The 12,951-nt window shown below is 75.4% G+C and carries 15 protein-coding genes; 3 read left to right on the top strand and 12 right to left on the bottom strand.

Features of this window, described 5'->3' with window-relative positions:
• Nucleotides 1–105: 105 nt before the first annotated feature.
• The 9 genes from asd to mshD form a co-directional block, all read right to left on the bottom strand.
• A complete protein-coding gene (gene asd / locus ACUJ8O_RS05945) occupies nt 106–1,278 on the bottom strand; it encodes an aspartate-semialdehyde dehydrogenase (RefSeq protein ID WP_201749627.1) in 1,173 nt (390 codons plus the stop codon).
• Between the two features lie 10 nt (nt 1,279–1,288).
• Complete coding sequence (locus tag ACUJ8O_RS05940; protein ID WP_144824747.1) at nt 1,289–1,519, bottom strand: NF038396 family protein; 231 nt, start codon at nt 1,517–1,519, stop codon at nt 1,289–1,291.
• 1 nt (nt 1,520) lies between these two features.
• Complete coding sequence (locus tag ACUJ8O_RS05935; protein WP_158184930.1) at nt 1,521–2,081, bottom strand: dihydrofolate reductase; 561 nt, start codon at nt 2,079–2,081, stop codon at nt 1,521–1,523.
• A gap of 22 nt (nt 2,082–2,103) precedes the next feature.
• On the bottom strand, nt 2,104–2,883 hold the full coding sequence (locus tag ACUJ8O_RS05930; RefSeq protein ID WP_236649810.1) for a thymidylate synthase: 780 nt from the start codon (nt 2,881–2,883) through the stop codon (nt 2,104–2,106).
• Nucleotides 2,884–2,935: 52 nt separating this feature from the next.
• Nucleotides 2,936–3,316, bottom strand: a complete 381-nt coding sequence (locus tag ACUJ8O_RS05925) for a GntR family transcriptional regulator (RefSeq protein WP_158184931.1) — start codon at nt 3,314–3,316, stop codon at nt 2,936–2,938.
• On the bottom strand, nt 3,309–4,322 hold the full coding sequence (locus ACUJ8O_RS05920; RefSeq protein WP_158184932.1) for a hypothetical protein: 1,014 nt from the start codon (nt 4,320–4,322) through the stop codon (nt 3,309–3,311). Before ACUJ8O_RS05920 ends, ACUJ8O_RS05925 begins: the two co-directional genes overlap by 8 nt.
• Before the next feature lie 91 nt (nt 4,323–4,413).
• The gene (locus ACUJ8O_RS05915) at nt 4,414–4,770 is read right to left on the bottom strand and encodes a GNAT family N-acetyltransferase (protein ID WP_002854752.1); all 357 of its coding nucleotides are present in this window, start codon (nt 4,768–4,770) and stop codon (nt 4,414–4,416) included.
• Nucleotides 4,771–4,845: 75 nt separating this feature from the next.
• The gene (locus ACUJ8O_RS05910) at nt 4,846–5,856 is read right to left on the bottom strand and encodes an NUDIX hydrolase (RefSeq protein WP_036381499.1); all 1,011 of its coding nucleotides are present in this window, start codon (nt 5,854–5,856) and stop codon (nt 4,846–4,848) included.
• Nucleotides 5,857–5,994: 138 nt separating this feature from the next.
• A complete protein-coding gene (gene mshD, locus ACUJ8O_RS05905; protein ID WP_445373228.1) occupies nt 5,995–6,948 on the bottom strand; it encodes a mycothiol synthase in 954 nt (317 codons plus the stop codon).
• A 100-nt stretch (nt 6,949–7,048) separates the two neighbouring features.
• Here mshD and ACUJ8O_RS05900 point away from each other — a divergent pair, with 100 nt between their 5' ends.
• The 3 genes from ACUJ8O_RS05900 (at nt 7,049) to ygfZ (ending at nt 9,916) form a co-directional block, all read left to right on the top strand.
• A complete protein-coding gene (locus ACUJ8O_RS05900) occupies nt 7,049–7,855 on the top strand; it encodes a hypothetical protein (RefSeq protein WP_239664486.1) in 807 nt (268 codons plus the stop codon).
• Between the two features lie 187 nt (nt 7,856–8,042).
• A complete protein-coding gene (locus ACUJ8O_RS05895) occupies nt 8,043–8,723 on the top strand; it encodes a nitrobindin family protein (protein ID WP_036317725.1) in 681 nt (226 codons plus the stop codon).
• Nucleotides 8,720–9,916: a CAF17-like 4Fe-4S cluster assembly/insertion protein YgfZ gene (ygfZ, locus tag ACUJ8O_RS05890; protein ID WP_036381508.1), complete on the top strand. Its 1,197-nt coding sequence runs from the start codon at nt 8,720–8,722 to the stop codon at nt 9,914–9,916. Before ACUJ8O_RS05895 ends, ygfZ begins: the two co-directional genes overlap by 4 nt.
• Nucleotides 9,917–9,929: 13 nt before the next feature.
• Here ygfZ and ACUJ8O_RS05885 read toward each other — a convergent pair whose 3' ends face one another.
• From ACUJ8O_RS05885 to ACUJ8O_RS05875, 3 genes are all read right to left on the bottom strand, one after another.
• On the bottom strand, nt 9,930–10,682 hold the full coding sequence (locus ACUJ8O_RS05885; protein WP_036381511.1) for a GNAT family N-acetyltransferase: 753 nt from the start codon (nt 10,680–10,682) through the stop codon (nt 9,930–9,932).
• Nucleotides 10,679–11,710 carry a 6-phosphofructokinase gene (locus tag ACUJ8O_RS05880; RefSeq protein WP_036381514.1) on the bottom strand — a complete coding sequence of 344 codons (1,032 nt, stop codon included), beginning with the start codon at nt 11,708–11,710 and terminating at the stop codon, nt 10,679–10,681. The genes ACUJ8O_RS05885 and ACUJ8O_RS05880 overlap by 4 nt, the downstream gene beginning before the upstream one ends.
• A gap of 88 nt (nt 11,711–11,798) precedes the next feature.
• Entirely contained in the window at nt 11,799–12,863 is a 1,065-nt protein-coding gene (locus ACUJ8O_RS05875; protein ID WP_036381516.1) for a PspC domain-containing protein, read from the bottom strand.
• Nucleotides 12,864–12,951 lie beyond the last annotated feature (88 nt).

Below are 12,951 nucleotides of genomic sequence, written 5' to 3'. Positions count from 1 at the left end.
CGGGCGCCGTTTCCCGAACGACAACGCCCGAGCACCCGCCGTTTCCCGAACGAAAACGGGGGCCGGGGCTGGGCCGGGTGCGCGCCGCCGCGCCGGCGTCGCGGCTCAGAGGTTGCCGGTGGCGATCATCAGCATGCGGCGCACGGGCTCGGCCGCACCCCACAGCAGCTGGTCGCCGACGGTGAACGCCGAGAGGTACTCGGGACCCATGTTGAGCTTGCGCAGCCGACCGACGGGGATCTGCAGGGTGCCGGTCGCGGCGATCGGGGTCAGGTCGGTGACCGTGGCCTCCTTGGTGTTCGGCACCACCTGCACCCACTCGTTGTCCGCGGCGATGATCTGCTCGACCTCGTCCAGCGGCACGTCCCGGGTGAGCTTGAGGGTGAGGGCCTGCGAGTGGGAGCGCATGGCGCCGATCCGCACGCACAGCGAGTCGAACGGGATCCGGTCCGCCCCGGTCAGTCCGAGCACCTTGTTGGTCTCGTCGTAGGCCTTGCGCTCCTCGCGGGAGACGCCGTCGCCCAGGTCGGAGTCGATCCAGGGGATCAGCGAGCCACCCAGCGGCACGCCGAACTGCGTCGAGTCCAGGCCGCCGCGCTGCAGCTCGATCACCTTGCGGTCGATCTCGAGGATCGCCGACGCCGGATCGGCCAGCTCGGCGCGCACCGCGCCGCCCAGCTCGGCGTACTGGGTGAGCAGCTCGCGCATGTGCCGGGCGCCGCCGCCGGAGGCCGCCTGATAGGTCATGGCGGTGCCCCACTCGACCAGGCCCGCCTTGAACAGGCCACCCAGGCCCATGAGCATGCAGGACACGGTGCAGTTGCCGCCGATGAAGTCCTTCGTCCCGTTCGCCAGGGCGGCGTCGATCACGTCGCGGTTCACGGGGTCCAGCGCGATCACGGAGGTGTCGGCCATGCGCAGGGTGGAGGCGGCGTCGATCCAGATGCCGTCCCAGCCGGCGGCGCGCAGCTTCGGGTACACGGCCTGCGTGTAGTCCCCGCCCTGCGCGGTGAGGATCACGGGCAGGGCCTTGAGTGCGTCCACGTCGTACGCGTCCTGGAGCACGCCCGGGTCGCCGGCCATGCCCTCGAGCACGGGCGCGGGACCGCCGGCGTTGGACGTGGAGAAGAAGACGGGGTGGACGCGGGCGAAGTCGCCCTCCTCGGCCATGCGCTGCAGGAGGACGGACCCCACCATGCCGCGCCAGCCGACCAGTCCCACGGTGGGCACGGCGGCCGCGTCGGGGGCGTTCACAGATGCGGGGGCAGCGGAAGTCATGCCCTCCAGGCTAGCGGCCCTGCTGCGCACGCTTCCGCCTGTTCCACGCGATGAGACCGCCCACGGCGAACACCTGGGTCAGCACGAGCAGGAACACCAGCCCGGCGATGGTCTTGCCCTGCAGCACGAGGATCAGCCCGAACACGGCGCACACGAACGCCAGCACGGGCAGGGCGACGAGCGCGAGGAACGTGACCGCCTGCGGGGAGAGCAGACGCTGGTCGGAGTCGGTCGGGGCCATGTCAGTCGCGTTCCCATCGTTCGAAGCGGTGGCGCGGGCCGGAGGCGGAGTCCAGCCACGCGTCGGGGGCGGGGTCGACGGCGGTGCGCCGCCAGCGGGCGTCGAGCGGCGGGGCGTGCGTGTCGCCGTCGACGTCCGCGTCGATCACGGTCACCTCGGCGCGGGAGGCCACGTCGAGGGCCTGCTCGTAGAGGGTCGCCCCACCGATCACCCACACGGTGTCACAGCCGTCGGCCTCGGCCGCGGCGGCCAGGGCCGCCCCGAAGTCAGGCACGACGACGGCGCCCGCGGCCCGCAGCTGGGCGCCGGCCTGCTCGGTGGCCGTCAGGGTGCGGGAGACCACGATGTTCGTGCGCCCGGGCAGCGGGCGGAACCGCGCCGGGAACGACTCCCACGTGCGCCGGCCCATGATCACGGGGTGGCCGTGCGTGTGGGCCCGGAAGTGGGTGAGGTCCTCCGGGACGTGCCACGGCATGGTGCCGTCGCGGCCGATGACGCGCCCGGGGGTCTGGGCCCAGATCATGGCGATCACGGGCTCGGTGGGACGGGTGGCCCGGCTCATGGGGTCGCTGCGCATCCTCGGCTCAGACGGCGATCGGCGCCGTGATGGTGGGGTGGTGACGGTAGTCGAGGACCTCGAAGTCCTCGTAGTCGTAGTCGAAGATCGACGCAGGGGTGCGCCGCAGCCGCAGCCGCGGGTACGGGTACGGCTCGCGGGAGAGCTGCTCGCGCACCTGCTCCTCGTGGTTCGCGTAGATGTGCACGTCCCCGCCGGTCCACACGAACTCGCCGGGAGTCAGCCCGGTCTGCTGCGCGACCATCACCGTGAGCAGCGCATACGAGGCGATGTTGAACGGCACGCCGAGGAACAGGTCCGCGGAGCGCTGGTAGAGCTGGCACGAGAGCCGCCCGGGGGCGCCGTCCTGACCGGGGGAGACGTAGAACTGGAACAGCGCGTGGCACGGCGGCAGCGCCATCACGTCCACCTCGGCGGGGTTCCACGCGGTGACGATGTGCCGGCGCGAGTCGGGGTTCGTCCGAATCTGCTCCACGACCTTGGCGATCTGGTCGATGTGGCCCCCGTCCGGGGTGGGCCATGAGCGCCACTGCACGCCGTAGACGGGGCCGAGCTCGCCGTCCTCGTCCGCCCACTCGTTCCAGATCCGCACGCCGCGCTCCTGGAGCCACCGCACGTTCGAGTCCCCGCGCAGGAACCACAGCAGCTCGAGCGCGACCGACTTGAAGTGCACGCGCTTGGTCGTGATCAGCGGGAAGGACTCGGCCAGGTCGAAGCGCAGTTGGCGGCCGAACACGCTGCGCGTGCCCGTGCCGGTCCGGTCCGTCTTGACGGCCCCGTGCGCCATCACGTCGGCGAGGAGGTCCTCGTAGGGGGTCGGGATGCTCACCCGGCCCACTCTAGCGATCCGAGCGGACGCGCTGAGCGTCGTCGACGGCCCGGTGCAGGCGGGCCGCGTCCCAGCCCGCGGCCCGGGCCAGGGCCACGGCGCGCTCGACGGCGGCGCCCACCGCGGCGTCGTCCGGGGCGGGTGGGGCGTCGGCCACCACGGTGCCCTTGCCGCGCGCCGTGTGCACGACGCCGGCCGCCTCGAGCTCGCGGTAGGCGCGCACCACGGTGTTGGGGGCGATGCCGAGGTCGCCCGCGAGGGCCCGGACGGAGGGGAGGCGGGTGCCGGCGGGCAGCTCGCCGGCGGCGACGAGGTCTGCGATCCGTGCCCGGATCTGCTCGAAGGGCGGGACGGGAGAGCGGAGGTCAATCTGGACCGCGGGCTCAGCCACGGCCCGCCGCCACCGGTGTGTCGGAGTGCGGGACGGCGTCGTCGGCGCGCAGCGTCCGGAGGTCGCGGTAGGGCTTGAGCAGGGCCAGGACGAGGATCACCGCGACGGTGCCGCCCAGGAGCAGGGCCGTGGCGGGTGAGGCGGGGTCCAGCTCGCGCAACCGGTCCACGAGCTCCGGTGTGCTGATCGCCCCGACCTCGAGGCGCCCGGCCACCGCGGCGAGGCCGATCCAGCACAGCTGGGCGACGCCGATGCGGACGGTGCGGTCCACGGCGACCCGACGCGCCGCCAGGTCCGCTGCGGGGCTCAGCCCGCTGAGCATGGGCCGGTGGTGCACGGCCACGACGACGGCGGCGCACGCGAGGACGACTGCCGCCGCGCCCAGGGCATACCACCCGGCGACGGCGGACCCGGCCGGGGCGCCGAGGAAGTCGGCGCCGAAGGGGACCGAGTCCGCTCCCACGTGCAGGCGGTACCGGGCCCCCTGGACCCCGGGGCCGGTCACGACCGCCGCGGCGCCGGCGAGCGCGAACCCCAGGCCTGCGACGAGGAGGATCCGCAGGCGGACCGGGAACAGGTCGGGCCAGCGGCGGGCGACGAGGCCGGCCGTGCGGCGCGGCGCGGTGACGCGCGGCCACGTCACCTGGGCCAGGGCGGGAACGAGGACCAGCCACAACGCCGGCAGGAGGACGGCGAGGGCCGTGACCGTGGCGGCCACGGGGGCGGCGTCGAGGGCCTCCGTGCTCCACCGCTCGGAGGCGGGGACGCCACCGGCCAGGTGCCATCCGCCCCGGGAGTCGCCGAGCCAGGCTCCGGCCAGTGGTGCGGGGCCTGCCCACACGCCGGTGGCCAGGACCGTCAGGGCGGAGGCGGCCATGAGGTGGCCGCGGGCCGCGACCCCGGCGGCCGTCCAGCGGGAGCGGCGGCCCGTCCCGTAGAGGATCAGGCCGATGAGGAAGGTCAGGAGGCTGACGGTCCAGAGGACCTCGAGGGGCAGGGCGGGCATGGCGCGCTTCTTGCGACGGGGTGCGCGACAGCCGCGCACGGCCGCACTGTATCAGGCAGTTGATACGGCAGGGCAGGCCCCCACACCCCGGTCAGCCGTGGAACACCATGTCCTGGTACTCGGGGTAGCGGCGCAGGTAGTCCTCCACGTAGGAGCACTCGGGCACGATCCGGTCACCCTCCGCGCGCAGCCGGTCCAGGACCATGGTCACGAGGGCGCGGGCAAAGCCGCGGCGGCCGAACTGCTCGTCGATGATGGTGTGCTGCAGGCGCAGGACCACGGTGTCCTCGCCGTCCTCGCCGCGCACGGTCTCCTGGTCGTAGCCGAGGAACCCGATGAACGTCCCGTCCTGGCGCAGCTCGAAGCGCTGTCGGTCCGGGTCCCGGGTCACCGTGAGGCGCTCGTGGACGATCTTCTCAGGCTGGCTCTGGGCGGCGGTGTTCTCCATGACCCGAGCCTAGGGCCGGGGGCGGACCTGCTCAACGGTGGCCCGGTCGTGCGGGCCGAGGCCTGTGCGGGCGGCTCAGTCGTCCCAGGGGTCGTAGACCTCGACGGCCACCACGTCGCCGTCGAGGTCGAGGGCGCGGTGCGCCACGAGCACGGCGCCGGGCCGCAGCCACGGATCCTCGGTCGGCAGGGCCCGCAGCACGCGGTCCGCCTGGCCGGCGGCCGCGTCCTCGATCACCTCGAACAGCGTCGGCAGCACCGGCCGGTGCGTGCACACGACCAGGGGCTGGGAGCGGCCCATGAGCTCGGCCATCACCTTGCGGGTCTTCTTGGGCTTCTCCCGGGCCGTGGTCTCCGTGAAGGCGCCCTTGGTCTTCAGCGGCAGCCGGCTGGACTTCACGAGCGGGGCCAGCGTCTCCACGCAGCGGCGCCACGGGGAGGAGACCAGCCGCTCCGGCTGCCAGGCCCCCACGAGGCCCTCGACGGCGAGCGCCTGCCGCCGGCCCGTCGCCGCCAGCGGACGCTCCTGCTCGGCGCGGGACCACGAGGAGCGGGGCTTGGCCTTGGCGTGGCGCAGCACCAGCAGCGGCACGGTCCGCAGGCGCCCCCGAGAGGCGGCACGCAGCAGCAGGTCGAGCGGTTCGCGATCCGAGTCGTTCGTCAGCAGCCGCCGGGCCTCGTCCGGCCCGACCCAGCGGACCTCGTCCACCTCGTCGCCGTCGGGGAGGGCGCGCTGGCCGTCGACCTCGGCGGCCCAGTACCAGACCTCCTTGCTCTGACGTACGCCCCGCTTGCCGGGCACCTCGTACGCGGTCACGCACAGCGGGATGCCCGGCCGCAGCTCCAGGCCGACCTCCTCGCGCAGCTCGCGCACCGCGCACTCCGGCAGCGTCTCACCCGGATCGAGCTTGCCCTTGGGCCACGACCAGTCGTCGTAGCGGGGCCGGTGGATCACCATCACCTCGAGGCCGCCGGGCACGCGGCGCCACGGCAGCATGCCGGCGGCCAGCACCTCGGCGCGGGGGCCTTCCGAGGCGCGGTCCTCCGTGGACCAGCGGGCGACGCGGTCGGCGTGGGACGAAGGCATGGGGCGGGTTCCTCTCGGGGTGCGGCGGCCGCGACGACTGCTGGGGCAGGGCACGGGGCGTGGCCGACCCCACGGGGGCCGGCCTCACCAGGATACGAGGCCGCCGGGATGTGCCCGGCCGGTCCCCGCCCGAGGGTCTCAGGGGCGGCGGTACTGGGCGTCGGCGGCGAACAGCTCGAAGCCGAGGGACGCGTAGAGCGCGACGGCGGCCGTGTTGTCCGCGTCCACGTACAGGTCCACGACGTCGACTCCCTGCTCCGCCATCCGGTGCAGCCCCGCCAGCGTCAGGGCCCGACCGAGGCCGAGGCCCTGGGCGTCGGGGGAGACGCCCACGGCGTACACCTCCCCGACGCGCGGGCCGTCGGCTCCGGCATCCGGCTCCACCTTCGTCCAGTGGAAGCCGAGCAGCCGCCCGTCCGCCTCGCGGGCGGCGAGCAGGAGGCCGTCGGCGTCGAACCAGTCCTCCGCCATGCGGTCGTCGAGGTCGGCGCGGGTCAGGCTGCCCTGTTCGGGGTGGTCCGCGAAGGCGGCGGCGTTCACGTCCAGCCAGGCCTGCTCGTCCTGGCCGGGGACGAAGCCGCGCAGGGCCACCCCGTCGGCGAGCCGCACCTCCGGCAGGGCGGCGAGCGCCACGTGCGACAGGCGCATCCGGCGCAGCTCGCGGACGGGCTCGAGGCCGTGCCGCCGGGCGAGCCGGACCGCCCCCGGGAGCATGCCGTGGGCCCAAACGCTGGTGCTGTCCTCCCGTGCCAGGTCCCGGACCGCGGCGGCCGCGGCATCGGCCAGGACCGAGCCCCGTCCGGTGCGGCGTGCGGTCGGGTCGACGACGAGCTCGAGCACGGCCGCCGCGCCCTCCGGCACGAGCACGGCCGCCCCGTCGATCGCCCCGTCCGTGCCCCGGGTGGCCCCCCACCAGAGCTGCCCGCCGCGGGCGAGCAGCACGCGCGTCTGGTCCGAGAGCGGGGGATGGCCGTCCGCCGCTCCGGCGCGGTCGGCCAGGTCCAGGACGGCGCTCGCCTCCTCCGGGCGCGGGGTGACGACGCGCGGCATGCCGTCGGCGTCGGAGGTCGTGGGGGTGGGGTGTTCGGCCATACCGGTCACCCTACGGAAGGAGGGCGGTGGCCCGCGAGGTGCGCCCGCCGTCGCCCGCCCAGGGCCGAGCCGGTGCGCACCTGGCAGGATGGGGCAGGTGATGCGCTTGTCCATGGCCCTGAGTGCGGCCGTCGCCGCCCTCGTCCTGGGCGGTGCCGCGTTGCTGGGCCCGGTCCCCGCCGCCCTCGCCGCCGCCGTCGTGATCCTGGTCATCGCCTGGGGCTGGCCGCGGCAGATGGGGGCGCCCGCGCGCCTCTCGCTCAGCGTCACCCTGGCCGTCGCCGGGGGCGCCGCGGTGCTGCTCATGCTGCTGTGGCCGCCGCTCGAGGACGGCCACAGCGGGGCCTGGACGCTCTTCGAGCCGCTCGCCGTCGTCGTCGCCTGGAGCACCATGGCCTCGTTCGTCGTCCAGCTGGTGCGCGGGACCGGCCGGCCGCTGCGCCTCGAGTCCACCGTCGCCACGATGGGCGGGGCGTTCGTGGCCGTCGTGACAGCGTGCTGGGTGGCCGTCTCACGCTGGAGCGACACCCCCGCGGTCGCCGGGCTGGTCATCACCCTGGCAGTCACGGTGGCCGCGGTCTCCCTCGTCGGCCTCACCCCGTGGATGCAGGGCCGGCCGGGAGTCCTGGCGCTCGTGGTCATCCCCCTCAGCACGGTGCTCGCGTGGCCCGTCTCCGCGCTGGCCGGCGTGGGCGCCCGGGACCGGCCGGCCGTCATGGCCGCGGCGCTCGCGGTGGCCGTGCTGGTGTCCCTGACCGCCGCCACGGCGCCGTCGTCGCGGCCGCGGCCCGAGGACCGGCCGGTGGGCACCACCCTGCGCCCGCGCCGGGCGGGCTACGCCCTCGCGTTGGCGCCCGTGGGAGCGGCCGGCGTCGTGGCGCACGTCATGGTGGGCTTCCTGGCCTGACAGGTCCGACCCGCTCGGTAGGATGTCCCGCATGGATACCCTTCTTGCGCTCGAGATCTTCTTCCTGGCCCTCGTGGTCCTGGCCGGCCTGGGCATGGCCGCCGTCGCCGCGGTCGTCATCAACGGCCTCTTCAAGGGCCAGCGCTGAGGACGCGCGGCCCGCTGGCGGGCCGCGCCGTGATCTGCCATGGCGACTGAACTCCCGTACGACCTCACCCCAGAGCTCGCCCCCCTGTCCTGGCTCATCGGCAGCTGGGAGGGCCAGGGCCGCCTCGGCGACGGCTCCGCCGACACTGAGATCTTCTACCAGCGGGTGGACTTCACCGAGCACGGTCTGCCGTTCGTGGAGTACCGCGCGGAATCATGGCTGTGCGAGGCGGACGGCACGCTGCTGCGTCCGCTGACCGTGGAGTCCGGCTTCTGGCAGGTGGACCGGGAGCGGCGCGACGGCGACGTCGGCCCCGGCATGCGCCCGGCGGACATCGTCCCCGCGTTCCGCTCCGCCGAGGACGTCGAGGGGCTGCGCGCCGGCGACCAGGGCTTCGGCCTGACCGCCACCATCACGCATCCGGGCTCGCTGGCCGAGCTGTACTACGGCCGCATCAAGGGCCCGCAGCTGCAGTTGGCCACGGACGCGATCCTGCGCGGCTCCGCCGCCGGGCCGTACCACCGGGCCACCCGCATGGCCGGTCTCGTGAACGGGCAGCTGTTCTGGCGCTGGGACGTCGCGGACGCCGCGGGTGCCGAGCTCCAGGCGCACGCCTCCGCCATCCTGGACCGCATGCCGAGCGCGGCCGAGGGTCGGCTCGCCCCGGGGGCCGAGCGTCCTCGCGGCGCCGGCGGGCGGAAGCACGGGGAGCAGTCGTGACGGCCTCCCGCAGCCCGCTGCTGGACCTGGCCGTGGCCGAGCCGCAGGGGCCGGCCGGCGGCGCCGTCGAGGGCCGCGGCCCGGACGGCGGCGTCGCCGCGCACTACGGTCGTCCCCTGCCCGAGCAGCGCGCCCTCGCCCGGGGCCGCGCCCTGGTCGACCTCTCCCACCGCGCCGTGCTCTCCGTGTCCGGCCCGGACCGGCTGAGCTGGCTGCACACGCTCGGCACGCAGCACGTCGAGACGCTGCCCCCCGGCACGAGCACCGAGATCCTCTTCCTCGACGTGCAGGGGCGGATCGAGCACGCCGCCCACCTCCTCGAGGACGGCGCCGCGGCCTGGCTCGTCACGGACCGCGAGGACGGCCCGGGCCTGGCCGCGTGGCTCACCTCGATGCGCTTCTCCCACGACGTCACGCTGCGGGACCACACCGCTGCGGTCGCCGTCGTGGGTGCCACCGCGCCCGTGCCCGGCTGGGAGGACCGCACCGTGTGGCTGGACCCGTGGCCCCGCGTCGGGGCGGGCGGCTGGGCCTACACGGCCGATCCGGATCCCGAGGCCCACCCGGGGGCGGACTGGGCCTGGCGCGAGTACCTCGTCACCCGGGCCGACCTCGAGGCCACCGTCCGCGCACTCGGCACGGGCGCGCTCGCGGGCTGGTCCCTGGCGGGCACGACGGCGGCCGAGGCGCTGCGCATCGAGGCCGGCCGCCCCCGCCGGGCCCTCGACGTGGACGATCGCGCGATCCCGCACGAGCTGGACCTGCTGCGCACCGCCGTGCACCTCGACAAGGGCTGCTACCGCGGTCAGGAGACCGTGGCGCGCGTGCACAACCTGGGCCGCCCGCCCCGCCGCCTCACCCGCCTGCTCCTGGACGGCTCCGTCCACACGCTCCCCGAGCACGGTGCCCCCGTGATCCTCCGGCCGGCCGAGGACACGCCCGAGGCCCGCGCCGCCGCCCGTCCGGTGGGGACGGTCACCGCCGCAGCCCAGCACCATGAGGCGGGCGCCGTCGCCCTGGCGCTGCTCAAGCGCACCGTGCCCGTGGACGCCGAGCTGCTGGCCCGCGAGGACGCTCCCGGCGAGGACGGTGTCGCCGAGGGCGGCTGGATCGCCGCGAGCCAGGAGCCGCTCGTGTCCCCGGACGCCGGGCAGGTCCTCGGCCGACCGCGTGGCGTGGGCCGCCTGCGCTGACCGACCCGCCCGCTCACTCCAGCGCGAGCACGGTCCGCGTGCCCGCCGCCTCCAGCCCGACGGCGATCGCCACGTGGTGCGCGGCCGTGTGGCCCGCCGGCACCTCGGCGAACGGCAGCAGCCCCTCCAGCGCCGCCCGGTCCATCGCCACGGCCACCGCGTAGCGGCCGAGCCCACGACCGCGCAGTGACGGTGGGGTGAGGGTGCCCAGCGAGGCCAGCACGCCGCCCGTCACGTGATACCCCGCCGCCGCCACCGGGGCCTCGATCGCCCGTCCCGCGCCGTCGTCGGGAACGAGCGCGGCCAAGGACTCCCAGGAGAGGACACCCGCCTCGGCCACGTCGTCCGCGGGGGCCCGCGCGGCCACGGCGTGGACGTGGGCGGGGTCGTGGGACACGGCGACGGTGCGCGAGGGGTCGACCGGCGGCGGTTCCTCGGCCGCGTAGAGCGTGAACTCGCCGCGCGAGCGCACGGCCTCCCCGGTGGCCGCCCGCACCGCCGTCCGCAGCAGGGCCGACTCCACGCCCAGCGCCTCGGCGGGCACGCCGCGGCAGGCACGCGTGAACCACGCCGGCCCCGCCACGACGGTGGCCCAGGGCAGGGCCAGCACCTCCGCCGCGGCCACGCCCTGCCGGGCCACCTCGAGGCGGCGCGGCTCGGCGCCCGCCGTGGGGGCGTCGTCGGGTAGGAGCGCGGTGTCGGGCAGGCCGAGCCGACGCGCCAGCCCGAGGGCCAGCACGCCGACGGCGGGGTGGTCAGGTCTCATCGGCCGAACAGGATCTTCGCCTCCTCGTAGCGGGAGACCGGCACCTTCTTGAGGCCCTTGAGGGCGGCGCTCATGGGGATGGAGATGATCTCCGTGCCGTTGGCCGCCACCATCTGTCCCCAGCGGCGCTGGGCGACGAGGTCGACGGCGCCCATGCCGAAGCGCGTGGAGAGCACGCGGTCCGTGGCGGTGGGGGCGCCGCCGCGCTGGATGTGGCCCAGGATGGTGCTGCGCGTCTCGATGCCCGTCATCTCCTCGATCTCGCGGGTCACCCACTCGCCGATGCCGCCCAGACGCGGCCGGCCGGACGCTTCGACGCCGGCCTCGGCCAGCGGGTCGTCGTGGCCCTCGGGGATGAAGCCCTCCGCCACCACGACCAGCGGGGAGCGACCGCGGTCGTGGACCTGCTGCACCCATTCGGCGACCTGGGACATGGGGGTGCGGACCTCGGGGATGAGGATCGCGTGGGCGCCGGCGGCCATGCCCGAGTGCAGGGCGATCCAGCCGACGTGGCGGCCCATGACCTCGGCGACCATGCACCGGTGGTGGGACTCACCCGTGGTGCGCAGCCGGTCCATGGCGTCCGTGGCGATCTGCACGGCCGTGTCGAAGCCGAACGTGTAGTCGGTGCCCTGCAGGTCGTTGTCGATCGTCTTGGGCACGCCCACGATCGGCAGCCCGTCCGCGGCCAGGCGGTTCGCGCCGGCCAGGGTGCCCTCGCCGCCGATGGCGATGACGGCGTCAATGTCCAGCTCGCGCAGGTTGCGGAGCATGTTCTCCGGGCCGCCGCCCTCCGCGTCGTAGGGGTGCGTGCGCGAGGTGCCGAGGATGGTGCCGCCGGTGCGGGCCAGGCCGCGCACGCGGGAGCGGGGCAGGTCCTCGACGTCCTTCTCGATCAGGCCGGACCATCCGTTGCGGATGCCCACCATCTCCATGTCGTACGACTTGATGCCGTGCAGGACGGCGGAGCGGATGACGGCGTTCAGGCCGGGGCAGTCGCCTCCGGAGGTGAGCATTCCGACGCGCATGGGGTCCTCTCGGGCGTTCTCGTGGGGGTCGGCACTACCCTAGGCGTGCCCGCCGCGTCGCGTCAGGGGACGGGCGACGGGCGGCGGGTCAGCCGAGGGCCACGAGGACGGCGACCTGGAGGGCCGTCGCACCCACGAGGATGCCGCTCGCCGGGCCGAGGGTGCCGGGACGACGGCCGCTGAGCAGAGTGCCCAGCATGACGGGGGCGATCACCGCGAGCGCGGCCACGAGCATCGGCACGGCCAGCAGCGTGGGGGTCGGACCGACGCCGAGCAGCAGGCTGATCCCGAGGGCGGCGAGCGCGGCGAGGACGGCCCCGACGTAGGTGGCGGCCTGCGCGATCGGCCCGAGGCGCGGCTTCGCGGCCGTGGCTGCGGACCCCGAGCCGGTCGGGGCGGTGGCCGCCCGCGGGGCCTCGTCGGCCAGACGCGCCGCGGCCCGCCGCTCGCGAGAGTGGACGGGCTCGCGCCACGCGCCGGTCGCGGGGTCGATCCATTCGGGGCGGAAGCCGTGCGGGTCGGCGACCTCGGCTGCCCGCTCGCCCGGGCCTCCGCCGACGTACCAGGCCGGGCGCGGCACGGCGTGGGTGGGCTGGTCGGCGTCGGGGGCCCGGCCCGGGGCCACGCGGGCCTGCGCCCGGCCGTCCCAACGGGTCACGAGCCACCAGACGAGCACGGCCAGCGCGCCCAGGCCCACGAGGGAGCCGGGGCCGCCCACGGCTGGGGCGATGAGGGTGAACCCGGCGCCGAGCAGCAGGTTGAGGGCGCCGATCGCCCCGATCACGCCGATGGCCACGGTGGCGTCCTGCCACTCCCCGCGGCGCAGGCGGCCGAACTGCACGCGTCCGTCGGCGTCGGGGAGGACGGCCCAGGCGGCCGCGTAGGCCAGCAGGCCCAGGCCCGCGGAGACCATGCATACGGCGACGAACACGCCGCGGGCGAGCAGCGGGTCGATGCGGTAGCGCTCGGCCACGCCGCCGAGCACCCCGCCGACCCACGAGGCCGGCGAGCGGCGCACGCCCCAGCCCAGGACGGCGCGGCGCAACCAGCCCGGCAGGGCGTCCAGTCCGTCGGGGCCGGTCTCGCCCGCAGTGGCTCCGTCGGGGGCGACGTGGGGGCCGGGGCCGGTGAACGGGTCGTGTGTGCTCGTCATGTCTCCATCCTCGTCCGCCCGCGGCCCCCGCCCATCCGGGAACTCCCGGAATCCTCCCCGGATGTGTCACCCCGTCCGACGCGGCAGG

The sequence above is a fragment of the Micrococcus sp. EWR3.9.1 genome, assembly GCF_052615555.1.
This window is presented reverse-complemented; position numbering and strand designations above follow the sequence as displayed.

Excerpts from the sequence above, each read along its gene's own strand:
- asd (WP_201749627.1), bottom strand. The coding sequence starts at position 1,278 with ATGACTTCCGCTGCCCCCGCATCTGTGAACGCCCCCGACGCGGCCGCC.
- ACUJ8O_RS05940 (WP_144824747.1), bottom strand. The coding sequence starts at position 1,519 with ATGGCCCCGACCGACTCCGACCAGCGTCTGCTCTCCCCGCAGGCGGTC.
- ACUJ8O_RS05935 (WP_158184930.1), bottom strand. The coding sequence starts at position 2,081 with ATGAGCCGGGCCACCCGTCCCACCGAGCCCGTGATCGCCATGATCTGG.
- ACUJ8O_RS05930 (WP_236649810.1), bottom strand. The coding sequence starts at position 2,883 with ATGGCGCACGGGGCCGTCAAGACGGACCGGACCGGCACGGGCACGCGC.
- ACUJ8O_RS05920 (WP_158184932.1), bottom strand. The coding sequence starts at position 4,322 with ATGCCCGCCCTGCCCCTCGAGGTCCTCTGGACCGTCAGCCTCCTGACC.
- ACUJ8O_RS05915 (WP_002854752.1), bottom strand. The coding sequence starts at position 4,770 with ATGGAGAACACCGCCGCCCAGAGCCAGCCTGAGAAGATCGTCCACGAG.
- ACUJ8O_RS05910 (WP_036381499.1), bottom strand. The coding sequence starts at position 5,856 with ATGCCTTCGTCCCACGCCGACCGCGTCGCCCGCTGGTCCACGGAGGAC.
- mshD (WP_445373228.1), bottom strand. The coding sequence starts at position 6,948 with ATGGCCGAACACCCCACCCCCACGACCTCCGACGCCGACGGCATGCCG.
- ACUJ8O_RS05900 (WP_239664486.1), top strand. The coding sequence starts at position 7,049 with ATGCGCTTGTCCATGGCCCTGAGTGCGGCCGTCGCCGCCCTCGTCCTG.
- ACUJ8O_RS05895 (WP_036317725.1), top strand. The coding sequence starts at position 8,043 with ATGGCGACTGAACTCCCGTACGACCTCACCCCAGAGCTCGCCCCCCTG.
- ACUJ8O_RS05885 (WP_036381511.1), bottom strand. The coding sequence starts at position 10,682 with ATGAGACCTGACCACCCCGCCGTCGGCGTGCTGGCCCTCGGGCTGGCG.
- ACUJ8O_RS05880 (WP_036381514.1), bottom strand. The coding sequence starts at position 11,710 with ATGCGCGTCGGAATGCTCACCTCCGGAGGCGACTGCCCCGGCCTGAAC.
- ACUJ8O_RS05875 (WP_036381516.1), bottom strand. The coding sequence starts at position 12,863 with ATGACGAGCACACACGACCCGTTCACCGGCCCCGGCCCCCACGTCGCC.